Below are 24,719 nucleotides of genomic sequence, written 5' to 3'. Positions count from 1 at the left end.
GTCGCTGGCGGACGTCAAGTTAACGGTCTTGGAGCCAATGCGGTCATTGAGCCACCCCAACTGTGAGTGCGCGAACAACGTCAGTGGGTGGCGGAAGCAGCCATTCCTGGTCTCCGCCCGCAGGCTTCAATAATTTGAGAGCAGAACATTGCTGTACGCCACACCAATGCTTAGGCACGCGCGGGAGGCAAACGAAGCCCCGCACGGCTCCCTAGACCCAGCGGATCCGACCGGCGCGAACGAAAAAGTGTGAACGGCACCCTTCACGCAACCACACTGACGGTGAAAGCGTCGGACGATTTCCGAGGTCGTTTCGCAGCGACCAGCGCGGATTCGCCTCCCGGATCAGGGCCAGTTCCACCTTCTGGCCGCAGCCGCAGGGACAGCGCATTGCCACGCTCCAGTCCTCACCACCGTCGCGAAGAAGCACCAGGTCGCGTCGTGGCAGCCGATCGGGCGGGTCACCACCTTCCACGACGACTAGGACGCGCGGGGGCAAAAGCGCCTCCCAACCATTGCGAAGCCAGTTCGGCCATTTCATTCGATCTCTCCTTCGGACAGGACCGGTAGACCCAGCAGAGGCTGCTCGTCGCCTCGCGCGAGGTGCGGCGAGGCCGAGGCGTGGAACGCATCCTCCGCCTCATGCTCCTCCACGCCTTCTGCGAGCATGAAGCGAGTGCGGGCGTAGCGCGTGTTTGCATCGTGGCGAAACGGGAAACCGCGCGCGATGAACTCCATCACGCAGGCGCTCGCTGCGCGCATGTTCAAGGCGATCACCGAGGGCGCCTGCTCGGGAATCCCGTCGATATATCCGCGGCGAACCTGGTCGGCGTGCGCCTGGGGATCGGCCTCGGCGAGCGCCTCAGCCGCCAGGTTGGCAGCCGTGTAGATGCCGCGGTCGAACAGGCTGCTGGCAGCCGGATGGACGTAGTCGATGCGGCCGGTAGCCTCGTCGATCGCGCGACCATCCCCGGTCGTGGCCCGCGTCGGGATGGCGACGCCGACGTCAAAAAGGGGCAGCAGGAAGGCCTTGCACACCAGATCTGCGATGCTGCGCGCGCGCAGGGTGTCGACGCAACAAAACAAGACATCGGCCTGTCCGGCTGCCACGACGGCCTTGCGCGTCAGGACGTTAGCCTCCACCGGCACCACGTATTCATGCTCGCGGTATTGGTTAGCCCTGCCTGCAAAGACCGCAACCTTGGCCAACGTGTTGTCCGCATCCGTCTTGGTGGTGTTCAGGATACGGTTCAGGTTCTTTGTTTCGACCTTGTCGTGATCAATCAGGATCACGCGGCCGAAGCCGAGCCTGCACAGCTGCTCGGCAACGATGGAGCCGGTGCCGGAGACGCCGATGACGCAGGCCGTCAGCCTGCCCAACTCCGCGGTCATCTGACTGGTGAACGCCATCGGTCGGGAGATCGGCCGGCTCCTCGCGTCGTTCCACCAGAAGCTCAGGTCGGGACCGACGACAGACACCAGATCTACGTCCATCATTTTCATGTTGGGCGTGTATATGCGTGCGAAGATCACTCCGTTGGGCAGCATTACCGCGCTGCCATGCAGGCTTCCACAGGCCTGGAAGATGGCGGGGATGATCTCCTGATCGCTACGATCATCCACGGGAGAAAATTCGGCAAATCCGCCAGGATGCGAGTGCAGCAGAATGAGTGACAGTTGGCCAGGCTCGGCCAGGTCGATTGCTCGTTCGATGTACTCGGACGGCCAAGTGAGGGAGACCGCGTCGCGGCGGATGCACTTGTCGTGGGGCACGGCGATGACGTCCCGCACCAGAAGGCGCAAGCGCGTGCCCGGCACCCGCGTGCAAACGAGCACTGCAGCGGCCTCCTTGCCGTCTCCGGGGAACAAGTGCCGCTGCAGTTGGCCGTGCACTTGCTGCGTCAAACTCAGCGTGCAAGTGGGCATCATTCGCCAAACTCCCGCGCGAGCGAATGTTCCACCAGGCTAAAGTGGGTGCCGACATTGTCGCTGTTTGGATCCCAGGTGTGAGGAGCCTTGCGGTGGCGAGACCATCCCTGGAAGGCGACGCCGCCGATGGTGACGTTGACGTGCGTGTTCGGAATCGCGATGCCGTCGCTACGCGAAACGGCGGGCGCGAAGTAGAACATATCGATCTGCGCTTGCGGATAGTCCTTCGGGATATCCAGCGCGAGGGTGACCTTCGTCGGCTGGTAGCCCGCAAAGACCTCGTAGTCATGGACCACCAGCCAACGGCGCTCGCCGTCCTTAACGGTCTCCCAGCTGAGGCCGGTGCCGTCCAGGAACTTGACGTCCACCGGCAGGACCGCAAACTCGCGCCGCAGCGCCGCGGTCGGCATCTCGCCGTTGTCGACGTTGCGTTGCATCAGACGGATGCGCTCAATACCCGGAGTCCGCAGGTCGACGACGTCGTTGACGCCGATTTCCTTTTTGGGCTCACCGCTGACCAGCAGGAAGATGTTCCAAGCCTTGTTGGGGTCGAAGCCGGCTTGGCGCATAGCATCGGCCACCTTGACGGCCGGCACATCGAATTCCAGGGTCACAGCCTGCACGCGCAGCTTCCACTTACGCGGCCGTGTCGCCAGCCTCTCCACACCCGCGTGGGCCAGATTCACAGTTGCGTCGTCCTCGATCACCTGCGCTTCGGCATCCTCGCGCAGCAGAACCAGTTCGACTTCGTCGGTCAGTCGCGCGAGCTTGCGCAGGACCGCACCGGAAATGCGTACGGAGGGCCACACCATCTGCGCATGGTCCAAGGTAAAGGAGTAGACGCGGTCGCCCGACCCGACAATGAATTCGTTGCCCGCTCGAAGGTCGGGCTTTTCCTGCAGGCGGATGGTCTCCAGTTCGCCGCTGCCCAGGCGTTGCAGGAGCACGGCGTTCGGGTAGCCCATACCCGTCGATTCGAGGATGATCGCCCCACTGATTTCACCGTGAGGCAGCGTGAGCTCGCGAAACTCCAGGGATTCATCAGCGATGCGGATTGCAATTACAGGTTTCATGTGGTTTCCTAACGGGGGAACCATTCCCCCTCACCACTAGAAGGCTCTGTTTTCGACCGGTCTTGCCACGGATTCGCCGCACTAAGGGTTTGTACCTATCAATTGGCAAGACCCCTCTGTTTTGGAGTATCAAGGTAGACGCATATGGACAAGGAGAACCACGATGACCACGATCCTGATCTGGACGACCAAGAGGAAGAACCGCATCAAGCCGACGACGTGCTGGCCAGCCTCCCCGAAATAGAACTGGAGATCAAGGCACTGCTGCTCGACCCGGTGCGGGTCAAAAAGCTCACGGGGATGGCTGCGCTGGTGCTGCGCACGAAGCCGAGGCTGCAGCGCGAATATGAGCCCGGAGACCTGCTTCAGGATGCGCTCACACGCCTGGGAATTGGCAAGCGCGCCTGGGCCCGCAACCGTATTGACTTCAACCAGGCGGTGATTGGTGTTATGCGCAGCTGGGCGGACAACCTGGAGAAGCAAAAGCGGCGAAAAAGCGTGCCCCTGCTGCTGGAAAGTGAGTTGTCGCCTGCCTCTGTGGAGGGCGAGGCTCCCAAGCTGGAGGAGCTGGCGGGGCATTCCCAGGGGCCGCTGCAGGAGCTCTTGGCCAATGAGGAAGACACTCAAGGCAGCGCACAGCTCGCATGCGTGCGGGCGAACTTCGGCCCAGACGAACTGCCTGGCCGCATTTTGGATAAATTAAAAGAGACCAGCTTCGACACTCTCTTGGCGCTTCGGCTTGCCGTTGGCGTCGAGGAAGCGGAGTTTCGCAATGCGTGGAAGAACATCATGCGCGTTGCAACCAAGCTGGCTCCCAAGGAGTGATACCGTGAACAAAGGAAATACGCCGGACGAGAAGTTCCTGGATGCGCAGATCGCCCTCCTGATGGACGCAAGCGCGGAAGAATTGGACGAAGTCCTCCAGACAGCGGGCCTAGAGCCACAGGAGATCGAAAAGCAAGGCATGAACGCTGTAAAGGGCGCGCTCACCAGCCTGCAGTTGGCCAAGCAGGCCGTGGTGCTTTCCGATCTCAGCGTGGCGCGCCAGCGCGAGGTCGCAGCTCGTCTGGGGATCAAGCGCAGCGTCTTTGCGGGCTTGGCCGAGCATCGCGTGATCGTTGCTTCCATCCCCACGCGATTCCTGCAGCGGCTTGCCAATGAGATTGGGGCGTCCGTGCAGGCCCTGACAGATGCGCTTTGCGCGCCTGTCGTTGCTGCGCCCGCAGCGCAGTACAGGTCGGATGTGGCACCCAAGGCCCCCGTTCAAGTGCCGTTCGAGCAATTGCTGCGAGAAGCCGGCATGAGCCAAGAGCAGATTGCCGCACTGATGCGCGAAGACGACTGAGTGCCAGATGGACGCAGTTGAACTGGCCCGGCAAAAGGCGGCTGACCTCCATCGCCAAGCGATCGAGCAGGGGTTAGATCCTTGGCACCCGTATGAGTTCGCGGTTGCCATCGCCAATCAGCAGGATTACGACGTCGAGGACGCGTTACCCGGAGCCTCAATCTTGGATGGAGGCCGGGCCAAACTGCTGCCCAGCGGTAGGCTGATCCTGCACGAGAAGAGGGGCACATCTTTCGAGCGTGCGCTGCTCGTCGCGCATGAGGTCGGTCATGCCCTGCTGGGCGACGCCGATGACTCCACGCCCTCGAAGGACATGGACTTCGCGCGACCCGCCGAGGCCGCTCCCGTGGGCGAAGACCGCGTCGTCGACTACGGGCGCAAGCAGCGCCGTGAAGTTCAGATGGACCTGTTTGCGAGGGAACTGCTGATTCCGCGCTATCGTGCGCGCGAGTTGCACCTGGTGCAGGGTTTGGGCGCGCAGGACCTCTCCTCCAAGCTCGATGCGCCCTACGAAGTCATCGCGCAGCAGCTTCTGGACGCCTTGCTGCTGCCGCAGGTCACGCTGACGGACACCGAAGCGAAGGAATACGGGCTCAATCCATCGCAGTTGAAGGCCGCCAGTCACCGTGGACACGCCTTCCTCGTCGCTGCGGGGCCAGGCACGGGCAAGACTCAGACGCTCATCTCCCGGGTCGAGCAACTTCTGCTGAAAGACAAAGTCGATCCGCGACGAATTTTATTGCTCACCTTCTCGAACAAGGCCGCTGGCGAGATGGCCGACCGCATCGGCGCTAAGCAGCCCGAAGCGGCCGCGGCTTTGTGGGTTGGCACCTTCCACGCGTTCGGCCTGGATCTGGTGCGTCGTTTTCACGCAAGTCTGGAGCTGCCCCCAGACCCGCGCATGATCGACCGCACAGAGGCCGTCGAACTGCTGGAGCATGAGTTTCCCCGGTTGCAGTTGCAGCATTACCAGGATCTGTTCGATCCCACGCAGGTCATCTACGACATGCTGGCTGCAATTTCGCGTGCCAAGGATGAAGTTGTCGGGCCAGAGGAGTACCTGCGACTCGCCCAGGACATGCGCACGGCCGCTAGATCGGCCGACGAGGAGCTGGCAGCAGCCAAAGCCTTGGAGGTCGCGCGCGTGTACGCGCGGTACGAGGAGCTCAAGCGAGAGCGCAACTTGGTGGACTTCGGCGACCTTGTGTATCTGCCGGTAAAGCTGCTGGAGGGCGACGAGTCGGTGAGAGCGCGCCTGTCGGGCCTGTACGACCACATTCTGGTGGACGAGTACCAGGACGTGAACCGCAGCAGTGTGCGGCTGCTCAAGGCGCTGCGCCCATCCGGAGAGAACCTATGGGTGGTGGGGGACGCCAAGCAGTCCATCTATCGCTTTCGCGGCGCTTCGTCCTTCAATATTTCTCGCTTTGGAAAGCAAGATTTCGCTGGCGGCAAGACCGGAAAATTGGACACCAACTATCGGTCGGTGCCGGTGATCGTCAAGGCATACTCATCGTTTGCGCAGCAGATGCGATGCGGTGGTGCCGACAGTGCGCTGGAGCCTTTTCGAACCGATGGGGATGCCCATCCTGAACTCAGAATCGCGCCCGACGCTGATGCGCAAACGGTGGCGATTGCCGATGCGATCGAACAGCTGAAGAGCTCGGGGATCGCCTATCGCGACCAAGCCATCCTTTCCACGGGCAACGAAAAGCTGGCGAATCTGGGGCGTGAGCTTGAAAGCCTCGGCATCCCCGTGCTGTTCTTGGGGAGCCTCTTCGAAAGGCCCGAAGTCAAGGACCTATTGTCGCTGGCCTCTCTGCTGGTCGATCCTCGGGCGATGGGACTGGTGCGCGTCGCTTGCATGCCTGGACTTCAGATGTCACTCGAAGACGTGGCGTTGATCCAAAGCACGTTACGCACTGAGCGAATTCAGCCCCTGGGTTTCGTGCAGGCGCAGATTCCCGGGCTGTCGAGCAGCGCGCAGGCGGCGATGAAGACTCTTGGCGCGCTGTTCGCAGTGCTGCAGCCGACCGATTCGGCATGGCGTGTGCTAGTTGCCATCGTCTTAGATCGCACACGCATGGCTGCGGACATTGCAGCTGCACCTACTATTGCGGATCGCGCGCGCGGGATCGCTATTTGGCAGTTCCTGAATTTTGTCCGCGTCCAGCCCGCGGCCGCCGGACTGCCGGTGTCCCGCCTTCTTGAGCGCGTGCGACGGCTGCTGCGACTGGGCGACGATCGCGACCTTCGGCAGCTTCCGGCGGCAGCGCGGGGAATTGACGCGGTGCGGCTGATGACGATCCACGGTGCCAAGGGCCTGGAGTTTCGCGCGGTGCATGTCCCCGGTTTGAACCAGGACACGCTGCCGGGTAACCGCCAGCGCGCACCTACATGTCCGCCACCAGACGGGATGGTGGATGGCACGAGCAGCAGCTACGAGGAGTACCGCGAAAGCAGCCGCCTCGAAGAGCGGGAATGCTTGTTCTACGTGGCCCTTTCACGCGCGGAGGATCGACTTGTCCTCTATGCGGTCGCCGCGAAGAAAGGGGGGACCGCGAGAAAGCTCTCCGAGGAGTACCTTAACCGGCTGGGGCCAGGATTGGATCGCGTTACCGTGACGCCGGCGCGACAGCTACCACTCGCAGCCGAGGACGCGCCGCTTACGCTTCGCGTGCATGGACCGCTTCGATTCGAGGCTCATCAAGTTGAAATGTTCGCCCGCTGCCCGCGCAGATTCTTCTACACCCATGTGCTTCAGACCGGCGGTCGGCGGACGGTCACGCCCTTCATACAGATGCACGATGCGGTGCGCAAGTTGTACAAGGAGGTTGTCAAGGGCAATCTGAGTTCAACCGGAGCGCAACTGGTGGAGGACGTCGCCCTGTCGCTGAAGGAAGAAGGACTGGGCGAGCACGGCTACTTCGACCACTACCGCGACTTTGCGGTCGCAATGATCGAGTTCTTCGCATCCACCCGCAAGGGCTTGCAGCCGCAGGTGCCTCAGGCCCTTCATGTTAGCTATGGCGCAGAGGAGATTGTCGTGACGCCCGACGACGTGCTAATCACCGGTGACGGCCAGATGACCTTGCGCAAGGTTTCCACGGGGCATAGCCGCAGTGACGATGCCAAGTCCATCGGGGCGGCGGCGTTTCTCACGGCCGCCGCCGAAGCATTCCCCGGGGCAACGGTGGAGCTCGTATATTTGGCCGATCAGACCTCTACACCCCTGTTGCTGAAGTCCAGCGCGATTGAAACGCAGAGGCGTCACATGGAGACTCATCTGCAGTCCATCCGCGCCGGAGAATTTCCGGCCGAACCCTCGGCCTTCAGCTGCCCGAACTGCCCCGCGTTGTTCATTTGTGGCCCCGTCCCTAGAGGTGTCCTCGACGTTCGTCTCGAGGGCAGACCTGGACCACCAAAAGCGGCAGCACCAGTAGGGGCCGTATAACGAATGCGTGGCATGGTTCGTTGTCAGGCTTCGCGTGGAGCTTGGCCCATCCCGGCGGCGTCCGCTCCCGGCTGATCGCGGTCGATCAGCCGTACACGCGACCAATGTCTACTATCGGCGACCGCCGTCATTGGACTGCCCAACCCGACCGACCGCCCCCAGCCTGAAGCAGCCCATCGCACCCTCCACACCCCTCGATACATGAACCGCCTCAAATGAGGCGTCATTCATTTCTCAATGCGAAATTTCCCCGACGGACTTTATTCACGTCCGACGCACTTTATTTGTTGGAGTCAAAACCTGCGCTCAGCACCACGGTCACGCCTCTCCGCGACTCTCTTAGCGAAATTACGCATCTTGTCCACCCTTCAGTACTGCTTGGTCAAGAAAGACGGCTCAAAGCAGTTATATGCAGTCAGAGCGGCCCTATCTATTCCGTTCCTCGCGATCGGGCAGGCAAGGATCGCGAACGATTGATAAAGTCCAATCAAATCAACATGTTTCAAGACTTTGTTCGGGCCGCAAGATCAGCGATCAATCGAGCTTTGAAACTATGTTCAGTTTTTTGAAACTCTGTTCAGCACTCCCTTGCCTCCATCCCATGCTCCGCTACCTCACCGTCCCCGTCACTCCTTTCCAGCAGAACGCCTCCATCGTCTGGTGCGACGCCACCCGGCAGGCCGCCGTGATCGACCCAGGCGGAGACCTGGACACCTTGCTGGCCGCGGTGGAAGAGCACGGGCTGACGCTGTCCCAGATCTGGCTCACCCACGCGCACATTGACCACGCCGGCGGCACGGGCGAGCTCGCCCAGCGCCTGTCGCTGCCCATCGTGGGCCCCCACCCGGGCGACCAGTTCTGGATCGACGGGCTGCCGCAGCAAAGCGCCATGTTCGGCTTTCCGCCCGCGCAGCACTTCACCCCCACGCGCTGGCTGCACGACGGCGACACCGTGCAGATCGGCAACGAGACGCTGGCCGTGCGCCACTGCCCCGGCCACACGCCCGGCCATGTGGTGTTCCACGCGCCGCAGATCGACCGCGCGTTTGTCGGCGACGTGCTGTTTGCGGGCAGCATCGGCCGCACGGACTTTCCCCAGGGCAACCACCAGCAGCTCATCGACAGCATCACGCAGCGGCTGTGGCCCATGGGCAACCAGACGGTGTTCATTCCCGGCCACGGGCCCGAGAGCACCTTCGGGCGCGAGCGGCAAAGCAATCCCTACGTGGGCGGGACCTGAGCGCAGGCCATTAACGCTCCCTTATTCATAGCACGTTAGGCATATTCCACTAGCGCATCCAGCTGATTGGGCTTGAAATGGGTTGCCGGAGGCCGTCAAAGGCCCTTGTCGCGTGCTCCGCGCCGCCGGATGCCCAGCGGCGATCAGACCCCGGGATACCAGTCAGTTCGCCGCACCCCCGACACCGCCGGGGGCTACGATGGAGCGGTTTGCCACCTCTGCAGGCCGCCCGTGCCCCCGTGTCATGACCCCATCCAACGCGCCGCGCCCCCCGCTTGAACCCCAGCGCGGCTCCAGCCTCGCGGGCAAGGCCTACTGGGCCATGGTGCAGCGGGTTGCGCTGACGGCCGCTGCCATCGACGCGGGCTACATCCTGCTGTTTCTGTGGTTGGGCTCGATGCCGCTGGCGGCCGTGAATGTGCTGAGCATCGCCATGTACCTGGGCGCCTACCGGCTCATCCAGAAGCGCTACAACACCGCTGCACTGGCCCTGATCTGGCTGGAGGTGATCGGGCACTCGGCCCTGGGCTCGCTGCTCATCGGCTGGGAGAGCGGCTTTCACTACTACCTGCTGATGTTCATCCCCGCCATCGTGATCGCCAACACGCGCGGCTATGCCGCGCCCATGGTGCTGGCCCTGCTGGCCTACTACCTGGGCCTGCACATGCTGAGCGACGCCGTGGGGCCGCTGGACCCGCTGCCCGCGCACAGCGTGAAGATCGTGAACTGGGTGCACATCTGCGTGGTGTTTGCCATGTCGGCAGCGCTGTCGGCGTTCTACCGCCGCACCATCCTCATTGCCGAGGCGCGCCTGCGCAAGCAGGCCACGCGCGACCCGCTGACCGGCCTGGCCAACCGCAGCCACTTTGACGCACAAGCCACCGAGGCGCTGGAGCGCAGCCGGCGCAGCGGTGTGCCGGTGACGCTGCTGCTGTGCGATGTGGACCACTTCAAGCGAGTGAACGACCAGTACGGCCACGCCGTGGGCGACCAGGTGCTGGTGGCCATGGGCCAGGTGCTGGCCGACAACCTGCGCGAGGGCGATGTGCTGGCGCGCTGGGGTGGCGAAGAGTTTCTGGCACTGATGCCCGCCAGCCCGCTGGACGCCGCCAGCGCCACGGCCGAGCGCATCCGTGCCGCTGTCGCCCGGGCACCGCTGCCCGTCGGCCCCGAGCCCTTGGCCCTGACGCTGTCGTTTGGCGTGGCCCTGGTGCACGGGCCCGACGACCTGCAGGCCGCCATTGCCCGCGCAGACCAGGCGCTGTATGCCGCCAAACACGCGGGGCGCAACCGGGTGCAGCTCGCGGGGGAAGACGCCGCCAGCAGCACCCTGGCGGCTCAGTCTTAGAGGCTGAGGGCCTGCGGAATCTCGCAGGTCAACCGTTGCGGCGCGCGGCCTCGTACAGGCCTTGCACCTTGGGCACGTTCTGCTCCAGCTCGCGAATGCGCGCGGGGCCCGATGGGTGGGTGGACAAAAACGCCAGCCCGCCTTGTTTGCTGCCGCTGGCATTGCCCATCTTCTGCCACAGGCTCACGGCGGCCGACGGCTGGTAGCCCGCGCGCGCGGCCAGCTCCAGCCCCACCAGGTCGGCTTCGCTTTCGTCCGAGCGGCTGAACTGCAGCGTGAGCAATTGCCCGCCCAGGCCCGCAGCCGCCTGCCCCAGGTCGCCCAGCCCCAGCAGCTGCGAGCCCAGTCGCAGCGCCAGGTTAGTGCCCTGCGTCTTGGCAATGCGCTCGCGTGCGTGCTCACGCAGCGCATGGGCCATCTCGTGGCCCATGATCATCGCGGCCTCGTCGTCGGTGAGCTTGAGCTGGTCGAGGATGCCGGTGTAGAACGCAATCTTGCCGCCGGGCATGCAAAACGCATTGATCTGCGAGCTGCCGATCAGGTTGACCTCCCACCGCCACTGGCGGGCGCGGTCGTTCCAGGGCGTGGCGTACGGGATCAGCCGCTTGGCGATGGCGTGCAGGCGCTGCAGCTGGGGGTGGTTGTCGGGCGCCAGCGCGCGCTTGGCGCGGGCCTGCTCCAGCATCTGGCGGTACTGCTGGGCGGCAGACTGCTCCAGCGTCTCGGCGGGCACGAGCTTGCGCAGGCTGGATGCCGAACCCACGTCCACCTGCGCCAGCACCGGCGTGGCCACAGCGGCGCCCGCTGCCAGCAGGAACGCGCGGCGTGCGGACCAGGGGGACGACGGCGCGACGGAAGGAGCGGGGCAGAAAAGACACATACAAGGCAATCCCAGAAGGAATAATGAGCAGCGCTGGCACACAACACACCAGAGCCTGCCGCGCAGATGGAGGCTGACAGGATGGCTACAAGGGTGCGTCGGCGATGATAGACAAAACCCCCGCTCGCCCATGTCAGACACCTCCACATCTTCCACCCCCAGCCTCGCTCCCGCTACCGCCCCGGACAAGCCCCCGCGCACCCCCTGGCTGCAAACCTTGCGCGTGTACCTGGAGCCCGCCAGCCTGCGCATGCTGACGCTGGGCTTTTCGGCCGGGCTGCCGCTGCTGCTGGTGCTGGGCACGCTGAGCTTTCGCCTGCGCGAGGCGGGCATCGACCGCAGCACCATCGGCTACCTGAGCTGGGTGGGCCTGGCCTACGGCTTCAAGTGGGTGTGGGCGCCGCTGGTGGACCGCATGCCCATCCCGGTGCTCACGCGGCTGCTCGGGCGGCGGCGCAGCTGGCTGCTGCTGGCACAGCTGGTGGTGGTGGCGGGACTCATCGGCATGGCGCTGGCCGACCCGCGCCTTACACTGGGCCCCATCGTGTGGTGCGCGCTGGCCGTGGCGTTTGGCTCGGCCACGCAGGACATTGCGCTCGATGCCTTCCGCATCGAATCGGCCGACGCTAACCACCAGGCCGCGCTGGCGGCGTCGTACCAGACGGGTTACCGCCTCGCGATGATCTGGGCCGGAGCCGGTGTGCTGTGGATTGCCGCGCGCTCCGAGGTCGCGCCCGCGGCCGGCCAGGCCGTGGCCCTGGGTGCCGCCGCGTACCAGAACGGCGCCTGGCAGGCGGCCTATCTGGCCATGGCGGCGTCGATGGCCGTGGGCGTGGTCACCGTGTTGTTTTCGCGTGAGCCTGCACCCGTGGCGCTGCCCCCCGCCAAGAACGCTGCCGAGTGGATCCAGGGCGCACTGGTGGCCCCGTTTGCCGACTTCCTGCGCCGCTACGGCTGGCATGCGGCGCTCATCCTGGCGCTGATTGCCGTGTACCGCATCAGCGATGTGGTGATGGGCATCATGGCCAACCCGTTCTACGTGGACATGGGCTACACCAAGGACGAAGTGGCCGCCGTGACCAAGATCTACGGTGTGATCATGACGCTCGCTGGCGCATTCGTGGGCGGCGTGTTGTCCATGCGCTTTGGCGTGATGCGCATCCTGATGCTGGGCGCCATCCTGAGCGCCGCCAGCAACCTGCTGTTTGCCTGGCTGGCGGGCCACGGGCACGACGTGACGGCGCTGATTGCAGTGGTGTCGGCCGACAACCTGGCCAGCGGCATTGCATCGGCCGCGTTCATCGCCTACTTGTCGAGCCTGACCAACGTGAGCTACTCGGCCACGCAGTACGCGCTGTTCAGCTCGATGATGCTGCTGCTGCCGAAGTTCGTGGCGGGCTTCTCGGGCGACTATGTGGATGCGTTTGGCTACGCCCAGTTCTTCACCTCCACGGCGCTGCTGGGGCTGCCGGTGCTGGTGCTGGTGTGGCTGGCATCGCGCATCCAGAAGGTCGGTGGCGCCTGATTCATATGTCCAGACAGCTACTAAATCAATAGCAGCTTCTGAAGCCTCTCGCCACCCGGTTTACCGGAACTTTACGGGGGCTTCAACACGGGGAGACGGCTGGGCCGGACCATGAAGACAGTTTCAAAGCCTCGCTACTACACTGCCCCCATGAGCTCCCAACTGCTGATGATCGAAGACGACGCCCGCCTCGCGCAGATGGTGGGCGAGTATCTGGGCCAGTCGGGCCTGCAGGTCACGCACCGTGCCGATGGCAAGAGTGGCTTGGCGCAGTTGCAGGGCCCTGATGCCGGGCCGCTGCCCGACCTGGTGATCCTGGACCTGATGCTGCCCGACATGGATGGACTGGAGGTGTGCCGCCGCATTCGCTCGCTGCAGGGCAACGCGGCGCAGGTGCCGGTGCTCATGCTCACCGCCAAGGGCGACCCCATGGACCGCATCATTGGGCTGGAGCTGGGTGCTGACGATTACCTGCCCAAGCCCTTTGAGCCCCGCGAGCTGCTGGCCCGCATCCGCGCCATCCTGCGCCGGCGCACGGATGGTGGCGGCGCGGCCGCCGCCACCCAGGTGCTGCGCTTTGGCACCCTGGAGATCGACCGCGACGCGCGCACCGTGACCGTGGCGGGGCAGCTGGCGGACCTCACTTCGTACCAGTTCGACCTGCTGGTGGCATTGGCCGAGCGCGCGGGCCGGGTGCTCACGCGCGACCAGATCATGGAGGCCGTGCGCGGCCGCGAGCTGGAGGCGTTTGACCGCTCCATCGACGTGCACATGGGCCGCATCCGCGCGGCCATCGAGGCCGACGCCAAGAACCCGCGCCGCATCCTCACGGTGCGCGGTGTCGGTTATGTGTTTGCCAAGCAGCAAGATTGACCGCTGACGCAGGCCCCGCTGCCTGCGCTGTCGCCCCACGCATGTCCCTGTCCAACCCTTTTTCCCGCCGCCTTTATCTGCGCATCTGGCTCGCCGTGGTCGGCGGCATGGCAGTGCTGACGCTCACCGTGGGCTGGGCCTGGCGCATTGCCGAGGAACAAAAGGCCCAGAACAACCAGCCGTTTGTGCCGCCTTCGCGCGAAATGGCGGTGCGCGACCCGGCGGGCAACCTGGTGCTGCGCGGCATGGCCACGCGCCAGCCGTCCGAGCCGGGCGAGGTGGTGGAATTCCACATCGAGGCTGAAAACGGCCAGATCTTCACCCTGCAGATGGCGCCCCGCCAGCCCCGCATGGGCCGCAACGGAGGCCGGCCCGGGGGGCCCGGCCAGGACGAGGCGGCTTTCTGGACCCGTCCGCCCTTCGGCTTCTTGTGGCTGCTGGGCATCGTGGGTCTGGCGGTAGCGGTGGGCGTGTACCCCATCATCCGCCGCCTCACGCAGCGGCTGGAGGCCTTGCAGCGGAGCGTGAAGAAGTTTGGCGAAGGCGACCTGTCGGTGCGGGTGCCCGAGCAGGGCCAGGACGAGGTGGCCGATCTGGCGCGCCAGTTCAACGCAGCGGCAGAGCGTGTGGAAACCCTGGTCAAGTCGCACAAGTCGCTGCTGGCCAATGCCTCGCACGAGCTGCGCTCGCCCCTGACCCGCATCCGCATGGGGCTGGAGCTGATGGGTGGCCAGCAGCCTTCCCCCGCCTTCCGCGAAGAAATCCTGCGCAACATCGCCGAGCTGGACCAGCTGGTGGACGAGATCCTCCTGGCCAGCCGGCTCGACGCGCGCGAGGCCGACGTGGGCACCGTGGAACTGGTGGACCTGATTGGCCTGGCCGCCGAGGAATGTGCGCGCGTGGACGCCGACCTGGACGTGAGCGCGAGCCCCGATTCGCTGGAGGTGCGCGGCGTGGCCAAACTGCTGCGCCGGGCGATCCGCAACCTGCTGGAAAACGCACGCCGCTACAGCACCGGCGAGATCACCGTGGTGGTGCACCGCCGCCAGGGCCGCGCCGAGGTGCATGTGTGTGACCACGGCCCGGGTGTACCACCCGGCCAGCGCGAGCGCATCTTCGAGCCCTTCTACCGACTGCCGGGCGCCAGCGAGCGCGCGGGCGGCGTGGGCCTGGGGCTGGCGCTGGTGCGGTCGATTGCCGGCCGCCACAACGGCACCGTGCACTGCCAGGACCGTGCTGACGGCGACAGCGGCGCGTGCTTTGTGCTGGCGCTGCCGCTGGCACCATCCACGCACTGATTGGCGCCTGCATTCGCGTGCGCTCAGCGCGCTGCCGGGCGGGGCGCCAGGGGCCAGCGCCAGGCCATGGCGGCATATAGCACCGCACCCACACCGAGTGCTGCGGCGGCCACAGCCAGCCCGTAGACAAAGCCCTGCCCCTGCGTGGCCGCATGGTGCAGCATCCATGCCACCATGGGCGGGCCCACGATCTGACCGATGCCGTAGGCCGCCGTGAGCAGCCCCGGAAACCTGTCGCCCGCCGCAGGCCACACGCGCCGCGCCTCCTGCAGGGCATAAAAGGTGATGGCAGTGAACGGCAAGCCCAGCAGCAGGCTGCCCAGCGCAAAGCCCGCAGGCCCCGGCCACACCAGGCTGAGCGCGATGGCCCCGGCCTGCACCACGTAGGCTGCCATCAGCAGCCAGCGCCGGTCCCACGCGGCCGGGGTGCGGGTGGACAACGCCGCGCCCAGCGCCACGCCGGCACCAAACAGCGGCCAGAACAGGTCGGGCCAAGGCGACCCCGCAGGCAAGGCAGCGCGCGCAATCACGGGCAAAAAGGTGGCGGTGACGATGTAGCCCAGCCCTGCGAGCCCATAGGCCAGCGTGAGCCCCGTGCGCGCCCAGACCCCGTGGCCGGGGGTGGAGCCGTCCACCACCGGGCCGGAGGCTGCGGCCGACCCGGGCATCGCCACACCCCGCAGCACGGGCCAGATGGCAGCGCACAGCCCCACACTCAGCAGTCCGAACACCGCCCAGCCCGCCGCAGCGGGCCACTGCAGCGCCACCATGGCACTGGCCGACAGGCCGGTGAGCACGATGCCCAGCCCCGGGCCACAAAAGATCAACCCCCCCAGCGCGGGCTGGCCCAGCGCCACCAGCCGCAGCATGCACCACACCGAGACGTTCAAGAACACCAGCGCACTGGCAACCCCGGCCGCAAACCGCAGCGCGGGCCAGGTGCCCGGCAGCGGCAGCGCCATGCCCAAGGTGAGCAGCACCGTGGCCGCGAGCCCCCAGCGCGCCAGCCGCGCCGCATGCCACCGCTGCCGCGCACGCGGCGCCACCCAGGGCAGCGCCATGCAGGCCAACGCCCCGATCAGGTACCCAAGGTAATTGGCCGTGGCCAGCCAGCTGCCGCCGGCCAGCGTGACCACGCCGTCGTGCAGCATCATGGGCAGCAGCGGGGTGAAGGCAAACCGGCCCACGCCCATCGCCACCGCCAGTGCGGCCATGCCCGCCAGTGCTACAGCCAGGGGACGGTCTTGGGGGGCGATGCGCGGTTCCATGCAGGCGGTTTCCAGTCTATGATTCTGTTTTGAGATTTATTTTCTATTAATCATCTCATAACAAGAATATTTATGGATCTGGCAGCGCTCGAAATATTCCGCGCCGTTGCGCTGGAAGGCAGCGTGACCCGCGCGGCCGAACAGCTGGGCCGCGTGCAGTCCAACGTGACCACGCGCGTGCAGCAGCTGGAGGAGCAACTGGGCGCCACGCTGTTCCTGCGCGAGGGCAAACGCATGGTGCTGACGCCTGCCGGGGAGGCGCTGCGCGGCTATGCCGACCGCCTGCTGGCGCTGGCCGAAGAGGCTCGCCAGTCGGTGCACCCCGGCCAGCCCGGCGGTCGGTTGCGCCTGGGCGCCATGGAAAGCACGGCCGCCGCACGCCTGCCGCAGCCGCTGGCCCGGCTGCATGCGCAGTGGCCCGGGCTGGTGCTGGAGCTGTCCACCGCGCCCTCGCGCCAGCTGGTGGAGCAGGTGCTGGCCCACACCATCGACTGCGCACTGGTGGCCTGGCCGCCGCCGGGCATCGACGCCGACGCGCCGGTGGAGCGCACCGCCGTGTTTGCCGAGGCCCTGCTGTTGGCCCTGCCCGCCGACCACCCGCCCGTGCACACGCCCCAGGACCTGCAGCTGGACACCCTGGCCGCCTTCAGCCCAGGCTGCACCTACCGCCGCATGGGCGAGGCCTTCATGCAACAGAAGGACGGCAGCCCGCCGCGCGTGCTGGAGCTGGCCTCGTACCACGCCATCCTGGCCTGTGTGGCCACCGGTCGCTGCGCGGGCGTGGTGCCCCAGGCCGTGATCGACCTGATGCGCGAGCCGCCTGCGCTCCGCCTGGTGCGCCTGGCCACCTGCGACACGGTGCTGGTGCACCGGCGCAGCTACCACTCGCCGGCGCTGGACGCGCTGCGGACCGTACTGACCTCCGGCGAAGCACACCGCCTCGCCGCATCGACCTGACCCCTCCCCCACAGATCGCACAAGGAGCCCCCATGCCCGCCGCCTTCACCACCCACCTGGGCCTTGCGCTGCCCATCATCCAGGGCCCGATGACCGGGTCGGACACGCCCGCACTGGCCGCCGCCGTGTCCGAGGCCGGCGGCCTGGGCATGCTGGGCTGCGGCATGCGCTCGCCCGCCGCCATGGCCGAGGCGGCCGCTGAGGTGCGCCGCCGCACCGACCGGCCCTTTGGCATGAACCTGTTTGTGCAGGCCACCCCAACGCCGGACGACGCCACGGTGCAAGCCGCACTGCAGCGCCTGGCGCCGTTCTACGCGGAGTTCGGCCTGGTGCCCGAGCGGCCCGCACAGTGGTGTGAGGACTTCGCGGCCCAGTTCGACGCCCTGGTGGCCGCACGCCCGGCCGTGGCCAGTTTTACCTTCGGCATCCTCACGGCGGCGCAGGTAGCACGGCTGAAAGCGGTGGGCAGCACGGTGGTGGGCACCGCCACCACGCTGGCCGAGGCGCAGGCCTGGGCCGCCATGGGCGCGGATGCCGTCTGCGCCTCCGGCATGGAAGCCGGGGGGCACCGGGGCACCTTCCTCACGCCCACACAGCCCGGTGCCACCGGCGCGGCGCCGTCATTGGCCGACTTTGCGGCCAGCATGGTGGGCACGCTGCCGCTGGTGGCGCAGTGCGTGCAGGCCCTGTCCATCCCGGTGATCGCTGCGGGCGGCATCATGGACGGGCGCGGCATTGCGGGTGCGCTGGCGCTGGGCGCCCAGGCGGTGCAGATGGGCACGGCCTTCCTGACCTGCCCCGAGTCGGCGATTGGCCCGGCGTACCGTGAGGCCCTGGCATACGCCCAGGCCACCGACACGCGCACCACCCGCATCTTCTCGGGCCGGCCGGCACGCGGCATCGTCAACCGCATGATGCAAGCCCTGCAGGCCGACGAGGCCACCGTGCCGCCCTACCCCGTGCAGAACGCACTAACGGGCGCGCTGCGCCGCGCGGCCGCCCAGGCGGGCCAGGCCGACTGCCTGTCGCTGTGGGCGGGCCAGGGGGTGGCCCAGGTGCGGCCCATGCCAGCGGCGCAGCTGGTGGCATTGTTGGCCCAGGAGTGGCAGCAGGCCACCGCGCCGCGTGGAAACTCCACTGTCGGCCACCAATAGCTATTATTTTTATAGCATCAGAGGCATTTTGAACTAGCGCTTGGGGCCAAAACCGCCCCAAAACCCGTGCCACCGTGGAGCTGGCTTTGCCAGGCCACGGGTGGCGTCCCCGTTGGGGGGAAGGCGCCGAAGGCGACTCAGGGGGGCGTCTCAGCCTCTCCAGGGCAGTTCGCGCGCAGGGCCCTGGATCACGGGCGGCTGGGCATTGAGGGTTTCGCCCGCCAGCACCCGCTCGTACATGCGCAGGTAGTTGCGCGCCATGCGCTCGGCGCCAAAGTGCTCCACCACATGCTGGTGGCAGGCGCGCGGGTCAAAGCGGTTGCCCCGCACCGCCTCGGCCAGCACCGAGGCCTGGTCGGACAGCACACCGCAGTGCACGGGCACCAGCTCGGGCAAGGCGCCGTAGGGGGTGGAAAACACGGGGCAGCCAAAGTACAGGCTCTCGATCACGGCCAACCCGAACGGCTCGTGCCAGCGCACCGGAAAGATCAGCCCGCGCGAGGCGTTGAGCAGGCCCGTCTTCTGCGTGCCGCCCACCATACCGTGAAAGTGGATCTTGCGCGACAGCGTCCAGCGGAAGCCTCGCTTGAAGTTGATGCGGTTGCCGCCCAGCACGTCCAGTTCCACCCCGGCCATCTTGGCCACCTTGATGGCACCGCGCACGTTCTTCACGCCCCAGGCCGCCTTGCCCAGAAAGTGGTAGTGCGAGCGCGGGCGGTCAAAGTCCACCGGGCCATAACCCGCCCAGTCCAGCCCGTTGTAGACGAATTCGCTGGAGCCGTAGCGCGCCGCATGGTCGCGCGACAGGAACACCGTGTTGCGGGGCAGCGGCTTGGGCTTGCGGGCGTTGCCGTGCTCGGTCACCAGGTAGGGCTTGGACAGCTCGGAGCGTGGGTTGAACTGGAAATGCGTGATGTCCACGTCGGCCGGGATCTGCCCCTCCCAGGGCTCGTCAGGCCGGATGGGCAGCACCTGGCCGAAGTCGCAGGTCGAGCCCTCGGGCACCAGGTAGCTCACGCGGTGGCCCTGCTGCACCAGCGTCTTGCCCAGGTCCCAGATCACGCGCTCGGTGCCGCCGTAGCCATACACCGGGATGGGGGAGTTGTTGACCAGCAGGATGTGCATGGCAGAGGTCCTTCAGGAAAGAGCGGCGGCCTGCCCCGGCGCCTGCAGCCACTGGCGCTCGCGGCCTTGCAGGATGGCCAGCACCAGCATGCCCATGAACAGGTAGAACATGGTGCCGCTGTTGTGCCCCAAAAACACCTGGGTCGTGCCAAAGCCCATGTAGGACACGGGCAGCAGCACCCCGATCATGCGCAGGCACAGGCCCTCGGTATCCAGCACGCCCGCACTCCCCGGGAACACGCGGCGTCGCGTGGGCCAGAACAGCACCAGGGGCACACCATAGAAAAACAGCAAGATCACCACGCCGGGGATGCCGCGCTTGGCAAAGATGTCCAGCACCTCGTTGTGGGCGTGGCTGAACTGCAAAACAATCGGGTGGGCCTCGCCGGCAGCCACCCGCCGCTGCTTCTCGGCCTCGTAGCCGTAGCGGCCCCAGCCGGTCCAGGGGCGGTCCAGGCCCATGCGCCAGGCCAGGCCCCAGTGCGCCAGGCGCTGGCCCACAGAGCTGGCCGCGTCGCCCCGCGACTCGTACTGCGTGATCTCCTGCCGCGCCTCATCCACGCGCAGGCGCACCTCGTTGGCCTTGAAGGCCATCAGCCCGGCCGCACCCGCCACGACCAACACGCTGCCCACAATGGCCAGCTTGCGCTGGCCACAGCGGGCTTGCAGCCAGGCGCACAGCAGCAACGCCAGCGGCAGCACCACCCAGCCCCCGCGCGACTCGGACAGCAGCGATCCCTCCAGACCCAGCAGAATGCCCACCGCCCAGCCCGCACGCTGCCAGGGCTTCCAGCGGTCCCACAGCACCAGCAGCGCGACCGAACACATCAGCCCCAGCAACAGGCTGAGCCCGCCGTACTGGATGGCGTTGGTGAAACCATTGGCGCGCGGCAGGTGCAGCACCAGGGCCTGGTACAAACCGATCAGCCCCGCGCCGCAAGCGCCGACGGCGATACCGGCCCAGAGCCAGCGCACCCGCGGGGGATAGGCCAGCACATACAGCAGGCACGGCAGCGCCAGCAGGTACTTGGCAGGCCGGTCCAGGTTGGACCAGCTGCCCTGGGCCGGGTCAAAGTCGAGGGCCCAGACCGTGCCCATCGCCACGATGGAGGCCAAGAGCAGCCAGGCATCGCGCCCCGGCCGGCGCCGCAGCCACACCCCGGCGGTGGCCAGGCTGCACAACAGCAGCACCACCGCCCCCCAGGAATAGCCCGAGCGCACCCACAGCGCCATACCCGGCACCATGAAGGCCGCCGCGCCCGACAGGCGCACAAAAAGATCGTCAGCTTTGGTCAACGGCGCACGCTCTCGCTCAGTTGCTGGTGGTCGTACTCCAGGGCGGCGTACCGGAAGAACGCCTCCAGTGCCACAAACAGACAATACAGAAAACCCGCCCCGCCACACAAAAAGCCCAGCCGAAACACATACAGGCGCAGGAACATGCTGGTGCCCGAGGCCAGGCCCCGCACCACCCCGCCCTTCTTGCCAGTTGCCGCGCGCTTGGCGGCACCGAGCATCGCGTACTGGGTGAGCTTTTCCAGGCTGCCGCGCACCGTGTTGCGCGAGTAGTGCAGCAGCCGCGCTTCGATCAGGCGGCGCGGCACGGTGCCACCGCCCGGTGGTGGCAACAGTTCGGCCTGCTCGTGCACCACACCCGTGAACTCGCGGACCATGGCGCGCACGAACAGGCGCTCGATCTGCGATTGCGAGCGAAAGTACTTGAGTTCGTGCCCGTAGGCCACCATGCGCCAGCGGATGCTCCACACGGCCTGCGCGCCAGAGCGCACGATGGCCTGCAGCTCCTGGGCGAACGCCGGCGTCATCACCTCGTCGGCGTCCAGAAAGAAGATGTAGTCGCCCCGCGCATGGGCCAGCAGCCGGTTGCGCTGCACGGCAAAGCCCTGCCAGTCGGGGTAGTTGTGGACTTCGGCGCCCAGGCGCTGGGCGATGGCCACGGTGTCGTCCGTGCTGCCGCTGTCCACCACCAGCAACTGGTCGGCAAACGCAGCGCTTTGCAGGCAGGCTTCAATGCGGTGCGCCTCGTTGAGGGTCAGCACCGCCACGGTCAACGTGGGCGGCGGCGTAGCACCGCCGACTGCAACCGGCATCAATCAGTGACCAGCGTGTACGTGCTCACCGGCCTTCAGGCGGTACACCGTGCCACAGTAAGGGCACTTGGCTTCACCCGTGCGGGCCACGTCCAGGTACACCTTGGGGTGGCTGTTCCACAGCTTCATGTCGGCCTTGGGGCTGGGACAGAAAACGCCGCCTTGGGCGTTCAGGTCTTTGGCCAGGAGTTCAACGGTTGCTTGCGACATGTTCTTCAGACCTTGCTCAGCCAGTGGGCGTATTTCGGATTGCGGCCACCGACGATGTCGAAGAAGGCGCTTTGGATTTTTTCGGTGATCGGGCCGCGCGATCCGCTGCCCAGCTCGATGCGGTCGAGTTCGCGGATGGGCGTGACTTCAGCGGCCGTGCCGGTGAAGAAGGCCTCATCGGCGATGTACACCTCGTCGCGCGTGATGCGCTTTTGCACGATCTCCAGGCCCAGGTCCTTGGCGATGTGGAACACGGTGTTGCGGGTGATGCCGTTCAGGGCACCGGCCGACAGGTCGGGCGTGTAGATCACGCCGTTCTTGATCACAAAGATGTTTTCGCCCGCACCTTCGGACACAAAACCCGAGCTGTCCAGCAGCAGGGCTTCATCGTAGCCGTCGTCCGTGGCTTCCATGTTGGCGAGGATGGAGTTGGTGTAGTTGCTCACCGCCTTCGCCTGCGTCATGGTGATGTTGACGTGGTGGCGGGTGTAGCTGCTGGTCTTGACGCGGATGCCGCGCTTGAGGCCTTCCTCGCCCAGATAGGCGCCCCAGGCCCAGGCAGCGACCATCAGGTGAATCTGGTTGCCCTTGGGCGAAACACCCAGCTTTTGCGAGCCGATCCAGGTCAATGGACGCAGATAGCAGGATTCGAGCTTGTTTTCGCGCACCACGGCTTTCTGGGCCTCATTCACCTCTTCCTTGGTGAACGGGATCTTCATGCGCAGGATCTTGGCGCTGTTGAAGAGGCGGTCGGTGTGCTCTTCCAGGCGGAAGATCGCCGTGCCATTGGCGGTGTTGTAGGCGCGCACGCCTTCGAAGGCGCCGCAGCCGTAATGCAGGGTGTGGGTCAGCACGTGGATCTTGGCGTCGCGCCAATCGACCATCTGGCCGTCCATCCAGATCTTGCCGTCACGGTCGGCCATCGAGGGAACTACGGGGCTCATGGGTGTCCTTTGGTTGCTGTGGGTCGCAAAACCAGGATTTTACGGGGCGGCGGGCGGCGCGCCTTCTCCATCAGCGGCAGGGTTGTCCTGGGGGCGGACCAGGGTCCACACCACCAGCTTGCCCTGCTGGAACTCGCAGGTGACGTGCGAGCGGGTGCCGTCGGTCCAGCGGTAGACCTCGGGCTGCACGTTTTCGGCCGAAACGCGCTCTCCCAGCGCCTGGGTCATGGCCACCACGTGCATGAGGTTCACGCCCTTCGTCAACCGGGCGTTGAGCATCACGGCGCTGCCCACATACCCGATGGGGCGCTTGGCGGCCTTTTGCATCACGCTCATCAGCCGCGTGAAGTGCAGCAGGCCCCACATGAGCAGCCCACCGGCCACGGCAGCCACCCCGGCCCAGCCGTAGGCATAAAAACCAAACCCGATCAGGGCCACCGCCCCCAGGGGCACCAGGATATTGCGCAAGTTCATAGGTCGAGATTGTCTTATGGCGCCATGGACATGGCGCTGTGGGCATTGCTTACAGACCGCGCACCACGTTCATGGCCTCTTCCACCCGCTCGACGGCGTGGATGGTCAGCCCCTCGATGGGCTTTTTGGGCGCATTGGCCTTGGGCACCACGGCCACGCTGAAACCCAGCTTGGCGGCTTCCTTCAGGCGCTCCTGCCCCCGGGGCGCGGGTCGCACCTCACCGGCCAGCCCCACTTCACCAAACGCCAGAAAGCCGCGCGGCAGCGCCTTGCCCCGCAGGCTGGAGGTGATGGACAGCATCACCGCCAGGTCGGCTGCGGGCTCGCTGATGCGCACGCCCCCCACCGCATTCACAAACACGTCCTGGTCCATGCAGGCCACCCCCGCATGGCGGTGCAGCACGGCCAGCAGCATGGCCAGGCGGTCCTTGTCCAGGCCCACCGACAGGCGCCGGGGGCTGGGGCCGCCACTGTCCACCAGGGCCTGGATCTCCACCAGCAGCGGGCGTGTGCCCTCCAGCGTCACCATCACGCAGCTGCCGGGCACGGGCTCGGAATGCTGGCTCAAGAAGATGGCGCTCGGGTTGCTCACGCCCTTGAGGCCCTTTTCGGTCATGGCAAACACGCCAATTTCGTTGACCGCGCCGAAGCGGTTCTTGATGGCGCGCACCAGGCGGAACTGGCTGTGCGTGTCGCCTTCAAAGTACAGCACCGTGTCCACCATGTGCTCCAGCACGCGCGGCCCCGCCAGCGCACCTTCCTTGGTCACATGGCCCACCAGAATGACAGCAATGCCCGTGCCCTTGGCCATGCGCGTGAGGTGCGCTGCGCATTCCCGCACCTGGGCGACGGAGCCCGGCGCGCTGGTGAGCTGGTCGGAATAGGTGGTCTGGATGGAGTCGATGACCACCACGGCGGGCTGCGTGGCCTCCACGGTCGCCAGAATCTTTTCGAGCTGGATCTCGGCCAGCAGCTGCACCTGGCTGCCGTCGATGCCCAGGCGCCGCGAACGCAGCGCCACCTGCGCTCCGCTCTCCTCACCCGTCACATACAGCGTGGGCAGGCCCGCGCGCTGCAGCGCGTCCATAGCCTGCAGCAGCAGGGTCGATTTGCCAATGCCCGGATCGCCCCCGATGAGCACCACGCCCCCTTCCACAATGCCGCCGCCCAGCACACGGTCCAGCTCGTCGATGCCGCTGGGGGTGCGGGCCACGTCCTGGGCCTCGATGGCCGCCAGCGGCAGGACGGGCTGCGCGTTGGCCAGGCCCGCGTAGCCTTGCGGCGTGCTCAGGCGGTTCTTGCCCGGCCCGGCCTCGGCCACCTGCTCGATGAGCGTGTTCCAGGCGCCGCAGGACGGGCATTTGCCCAGCCAGCGCGGGCTGGTGCCGCCGCACTCGGTGCAGGTGAACGTGGTTTTTTCTTTGGCCATGGCAGGTGTCGGTGAGGCGCCCCGATGCAGGGGCAGCCGACTATAGCGGCCATGCCCACATCGATCCGCCGCAGCCCGTACGATG

At 66.2% G+C, this 24,719-nt stretch carries 22 protein-coding genes; 10 read left to right on the top strand and 12 right to left on the bottom strand.

Features of this window, described 5'->3' with window-relative positions; translation table 11 throughout:
- Positions 1-211 precede the first annotated feature (211 nt).
- Genes ASC83_RS23305 through ASC83_RS02335 form a run of 3 tightly spaced genes read right to left on the bottom strand, consistent with a single transcriptional unit; the run spans position 212 to position 3,002 of the window.
- The gene (locus ASC83_RS23305; protein ID WP_082522301.1) at positions 212-541 is read right to left on the bottom strand and encodes a DUF6527 family protein; all 330 of its coding nucleotides are present in this window, start codon (positions 539-541) and stop codon (positions 212-214) included.
- The gene (locus ASC83_RS02340; RefSeq protein WP_200938885.1) at positions 538-1,926 is read right to left on the bottom strand and encodes a ThiF family adenylyltransferase; all 1,389 of its coding nucleotides are present in this window, start codon (positions 1,924-1,926) and stop codon (positions 538-540) included. The genes ASC83_RS23305 and ASC83_RS02340 overlap by 4 nt, the downstream gene beginning before the upstream one ends.
- Entirely contained in the window at positions 1,926-3,002 is a 1,077-nt protein-coding gene (locus tag ASC83_RS02335; RefSeq protein WP_056057343.1) for a multiubiquitin domain-containing protein, read from the bottom strand. Before ASC83_RS02335 ends, ASC83_RS02340 begins: the two co-directional genes overlap by 1 nt.
- A 144-nt stretch (positions 3,003-3,146) precedes the next feature.
- Between ASC83_RS02335 and ASC83_RS02330 the strand changes: the two genes are divergently transcribed.
- The 5 genes from ASC83_RS02330 (at position 3,147) to ASC83_RS02310 (ending at position 10,389) form a co-directional block, all read left to right on the top strand.
- Positions 3,147-3,827, top strand: coding sequence for a hypothetical protein (locus ASC83_RS02330; protein ID WP_056057340.1), 681 nt, complete (start codon positions 3,147-3,149; stop codon positions 3,825-3,827).
- A gap of 4 nt (positions 3,828-3,831) precedes the next feature.
- Positions 3,832-4,347 (top strand): hypothetical protein, encoded by a 516-nt coding sequence (locus tag ASC83_RS02325; protein WP_056057337.1) that lies wholly within the window; start codon positions 3,832-3,834, stop codon positions 4,345-4,347.
- 7 nt (positions 4,348-4,354) lie between these two features.
- Complete coding sequence (locus ASC83_RS02320) at positions 4,355-7,801, top strand: ATP-dependent helicase (protein ID WP_056057334.1); 3,447 nt, start codon at positions 4,355-4,357, stop codon at positions 7,799-7,801.
- A 601-nt stretch (positions 7,802-8,402) separates the two neighbouring features.
- On the top strand, positions 8,403-9,041 hold the full coding sequence (locus tag ASC83_RS02315) for an MBL fold metallo-hydrolase (RefSeq protein ID WP_056057330.1): 639 nt from the start codon (positions 8,403-8,405) through the stop codon (positions 9,039-9,041).
- A gap of 244 nt (positions 9,042-9,285) precedes the next feature.
- Complete coding sequence (locus tag ASC83_RS02310) at positions 9,286-10,389, top strand: GGDEF domain-containing protein (RefSeq protein ID WP_056057327.1); 1,104 nt, start codon at positions 9,286-9,288, stop codon at positions 10,387-10,389.
- Positions 10,390-10,417: 28 nt separating this feature from the next.
- Here ASC83_RS02310 and ASC83_RS02305 read toward each other — a convergent pair whose 3' ends face one another.
- Positions 10,418-11,269, bottom strand: coding sequence for a M48 family metallopeptidase (locus ASC83_RS02305; RefSeq protein WP_056057324.1), 852 nt, complete (start codon positions 11,267-11,269; stop codon positions 10,418-10,420).
- Positions 11,270-11,399: 130 nt separating this feature from the next.
- Between ASC83_RS02305 and ASC83_RS02300 the strand changes: the two genes are divergently transcribed.
- From ASC83_RS02300 to ASC83_RS02290, 3 genes are all read left to right on the top strand, one after another.
- Positions 11,400-12,794 (top strand): AmpG family muropeptide MFS transporter, encoded by a 1,395-nt coding sequence (locus ASC83_RS02300; protein ID WP_056057321.1) that lies wholly within the window; start codon positions 11,400-11,402, stop codon positions 12,792-12,794.
- 150 nt (positions 12,795-12,944) lie between these two features.
- Positions 12,945-13,667, top strand: coding sequence for a response regulator (locus tag ASC83_RS02295; RefSeq protein ID WP_056057318.1), 723 nt, complete (start codon positions 12,945-12,947; stop codon positions 13,665-13,667).
- A 41-nt stretch (positions 13,668-13,708) separates the two neighbouring features.
- Positions 13,709-14,965, top strand: coding sequence for an ATP-binding protein (locus ASC83_RS02290; protein WP_056057315.1), 1,257 nt, complete (start codon positions 13,709-13,711; stop codon positions 14,963-14,965).
- Positions 14,966-14,988: 23 nt separating this feature from the next.
- Here the strand turns inward: ASC83_RS02290 and ASC83_RS02285 are convergent, their stop codons facing one another.
- A complete protein-coding gene (locus tag ASC83_RS02285; RefSeq protein ID WP_056057312.1) occupies positions 14,989-16,233 on the bottom strand; it encodes a YbfB/YjiJ family MFS transporter in 1,245 nt (414 codons plus the stop codon).
- Positions 16,234-16,305: 72 nt separating this feature from the next.
- Here ASC83_RS02285 and ASC83_RS02280 point away from each other — a divergent pair, with 72 nt between their 5' ends.
- Positions 16,306-17,190, top strand: a complete 885-nt coding sequence (locus ASC83_RS02280; protein WP_056057308.1) for a LysR substrate-binding domain-containing protein — start codon at positions 16,306-16,308, stop codon at positions 17,188-17,190.
- 32 nt (positions 17,191-17,222) lie between these two features.
- The gene (locus ASC83_RS02275) at positions 17,223-18,344 is read left to right on the top strand and encodes a nitronate monooxygenase family protein (protein ID WP_056057305.1); all 1,122 of its coding nucleotides are present in this window, start codon (positions 17,223-17,225) and stop codon (positions 18,342-18,344) included.
- 150 nt (positions 18,345-18,494) lie between these two features.
- Here the strand turns inward: ASC83_RS02275 and ASC83_RS02270 are convergent, their stop codons facing one another.
- From ASC83_RS02270 to radA, 7 genes are read right to left on the bottom strand one after another with little or no spacing between them, the layout of a single operon-like run.
- The gene (locus ASC83_RS02270; protein WP_056057302.1) at positions 18,495-19,469 is read right to left on the bottom strand and encodes a glycosyltransferase; all 975 of its coding nucleotides are present in this window, start codon (positions 19,467-19,469) and stop codon (positions 18,495-18,497) included.
- Positions 19,470-19,481: 12 nt separating this feature from the next.
- Complete coding sequence (locus tag ASC83_RS02265; protein WP_082522299.1) at positions 19,482-20,765, bottom strand: O-antigen ligase; 1,284 nt, start codon at positions 20,763-20,765, stop codon at positions 19,482-19,484.
- Complete coding sequence (locus ASC83_RS02260; protein ID WP_056057743.1) at positions 20,762-21,577, bottom strand: glycosyltransferase family 2 protein; 816 nt, start codon at positions 21,575-21,577, stop codon at positions 20,762-20,764. Before ASC83_RS02260 ends, ASC83_RS02265 begins: the two co-directional genes overlap by 4 nt.
- Before the next feature lie 3 nt (positions 21,578-21,580).
- A complete protein-coding gene (locus ASC83_RS02255) occupies positions 21,581-21,787 on the bottom strand; it encodes a zinc-finger domain-containing protein (protein ID WP_056057299.1) in 207 nt (68 codons plus the stop codon).
- Between the two features lie 5 nt (positions 21,788-21,792).
- Positions 21,793-22,731, bottom strand: coding sequence for a branched-chain amino acid transaminase (locus ASC83_RS02250; protein ID WP_056057294.1), 939 nt, complete (start codon positions 22,729-22,731; stop codon positions 21,793-21,795).
- 39 nt (positions 22,732-22,770) lie between these two features.
- A complete protein-coding gene (locus ASC83_RS02245; protein WP_056057291.1) occupies positions 22,771-23,205 on the bottom strand; it encodes a hypothetical protein in 435 nt (144 codons plus the stop codon).
- Positions 23,206-23,254: 49 nt separating this feature from the next.
- The gene (gene radA / locus ASC83_RS02240) at positions 23,255-24,634 is read right to left on the bottom strand and encodes a DNA repair protein RadA (protein ID WP_056057287.1); all 1,380 of its coding nucleotides are present in this window, start codon (positions 24,632-24,634) and stop codon (positions 23,255-23,257) included.
- Between the last annotated feature and the right edge of the window lie 85 nt (positions 24,635-24,719).

The sequence above is a fragment of the Acidovorax sp. Root402 genome, from assembly GCF_001425125.1.
GTDB classification, from domain to species: domain Bacteria; phylum Pseudomonadota; class Gammaproteobacteria; order Burkholderiales; family Burkholderiaceae_C; genus Acidovorax; species Acidovorax delafieldii.
The sequence above is the reverse complement of the archived record's forward strand: the minus strand, read 5'-3'. Positions and strand labels throughout refer to the sequence as shown.

Bases quoted from the DNA above. Each gene is read 5' to 3' on its own strand.
- ASC83_RS23305 (WP_082522301.1), bottom strand. From the start codon at position 541: ATGAAATGGCCGAACTGGCTTCGCAATGGTTGGGAGGCGCTTTTGCCC.
- ASC83_RS02340 (WP_200938885.1), bottom strand. From the start codon at position 1,926: ATGCCCACTTGCACGCTGAGTTTGACGCAGCAAGTGCACGGCCAACTG.
- ASC83_RS02335 (WP_056057343.1), bottom strand. From the start codon at position 3,002: ATGAAACCTGTAATTGCAATCCGCATCGCTGATGAATCCCTGGAGTTT.
- ASC83_RS02330 (WP_056057340.1), top strand. From the start codon at position 3,147: ATGGACAAGGAGAACCACGATGACCACGATCCTGATCTGGACGACCAA.
- ASC83_RS02320 (WP_056057334.1), top strand. From the start codon at position 4,355: ATGGACGCAGTTGAACTGGCCCGGCAAAAGGCGGCTGACCTCCATCGC.
- ASC83_RS02315 (WP_056057330.1), top strand. From the start codon at position 8,403: ATGCTCCGCTACCTCACCGTCCCCGTCACTCCTTTCCAGCAGAACGCC.
- ASC83_RS02310 (WP_056057327.1), top strand. From the start codon at position 9,286: ATGACCCCATCCAACGCGCCGCGCCCCCCGCTTGAACCCCAGCGCGGC.
- ASC83_RS02305 (WP_056057324.1), bottom strand. From the start codon at position 11,269: ATGTGTCTTTTCTGCCCCGCTCCTTCCGTCGCGCCGTCGTCCCCCTGG.
- ASC83_RS02300 (WP_056057321.1), top strand. From the start codon at position 11,400: ATGTCAGACACCTCCACATCTTCCACCCCCAGCCTCGCTCCCGCTACC.
- ASC83_RS02295 (WP_056057318.1), top strand. From the start codon at position 12,945: ATGAGCTCCCAACTGCTGATGATCGAAGACGACGCCCGCCTCGCGCAG.
- ASC83_RS02290 (WP_056057315.1), top strand. From the start codon at position 13,709: ATGTCCCTGTCCAACCCTTTTTCCCGCCGCCTTTATCTGCGCATCTGG.
- ASC83_RS02285 (WP_056057312.1), bottom strand. From the start codon at position 16,233: ATGGAACCGCGCATCGCCCCCCAAGACCGTCCCCTGGCTGTAGCACTG.
- ASC83_RS02280 (WP_056057308.1), top strand. From the start codon at position 16,306: ATGGATCTGGCAGCGCTCGAAATATTCCGCGCCGTTGCGCTGGAAGGC.
- ASC83_RS02275 (WP_056057305.1), top strand. From the start codon at position 17,223: ATGCCCGCCGCCTTCACCACCCACCTGGGCCTTGCGCTGCCCATCATC.
- ASC83_RS02270 (WP_056057302.1), bottom strand. From the start codon at position 19,469: ATGCACATCCTGCTGGTCAACAACTCCCCCATCCCGGTGTATGGCTAC.
- ASC83_RS02260 (WP_056057743.1), bottom strand. From the start codon at position 21,577: ATGCCGGTTGCAGTCGGCGGTGCTACGCCGCCGCCCACGTTGACCGTG.
- ASC83_RS02255 (WP_056057299.1), bottom strand. From the start codon at position 21,787: ATGTCGCAAGCAACCGTTGAACTCCTGGCCAAAGACCTGAACGCCCAA.
- ASC83_RS02250 (WP_056057294.1), bottom strand. From the start codon at position 22,731: ATGAGCCCCGTAGTTCCCTCGATGGCCGACCGTGACGGCAAGATCTGG.
- ASC83_RS02245 (WP_056057291.1), bottom strand. From the start codon at position 23,205: ATGAACTTGCGCAATATCCTGGTGCCCCTGGGGGCGGTGGCCCTGATC.
- radA (WP_056057287.1), bottom strand. From the start codon at position 24,634: ATGGCCAAAGAAAAAACCACGTTCACCTGCACCGAGTGCGGCGGCACC.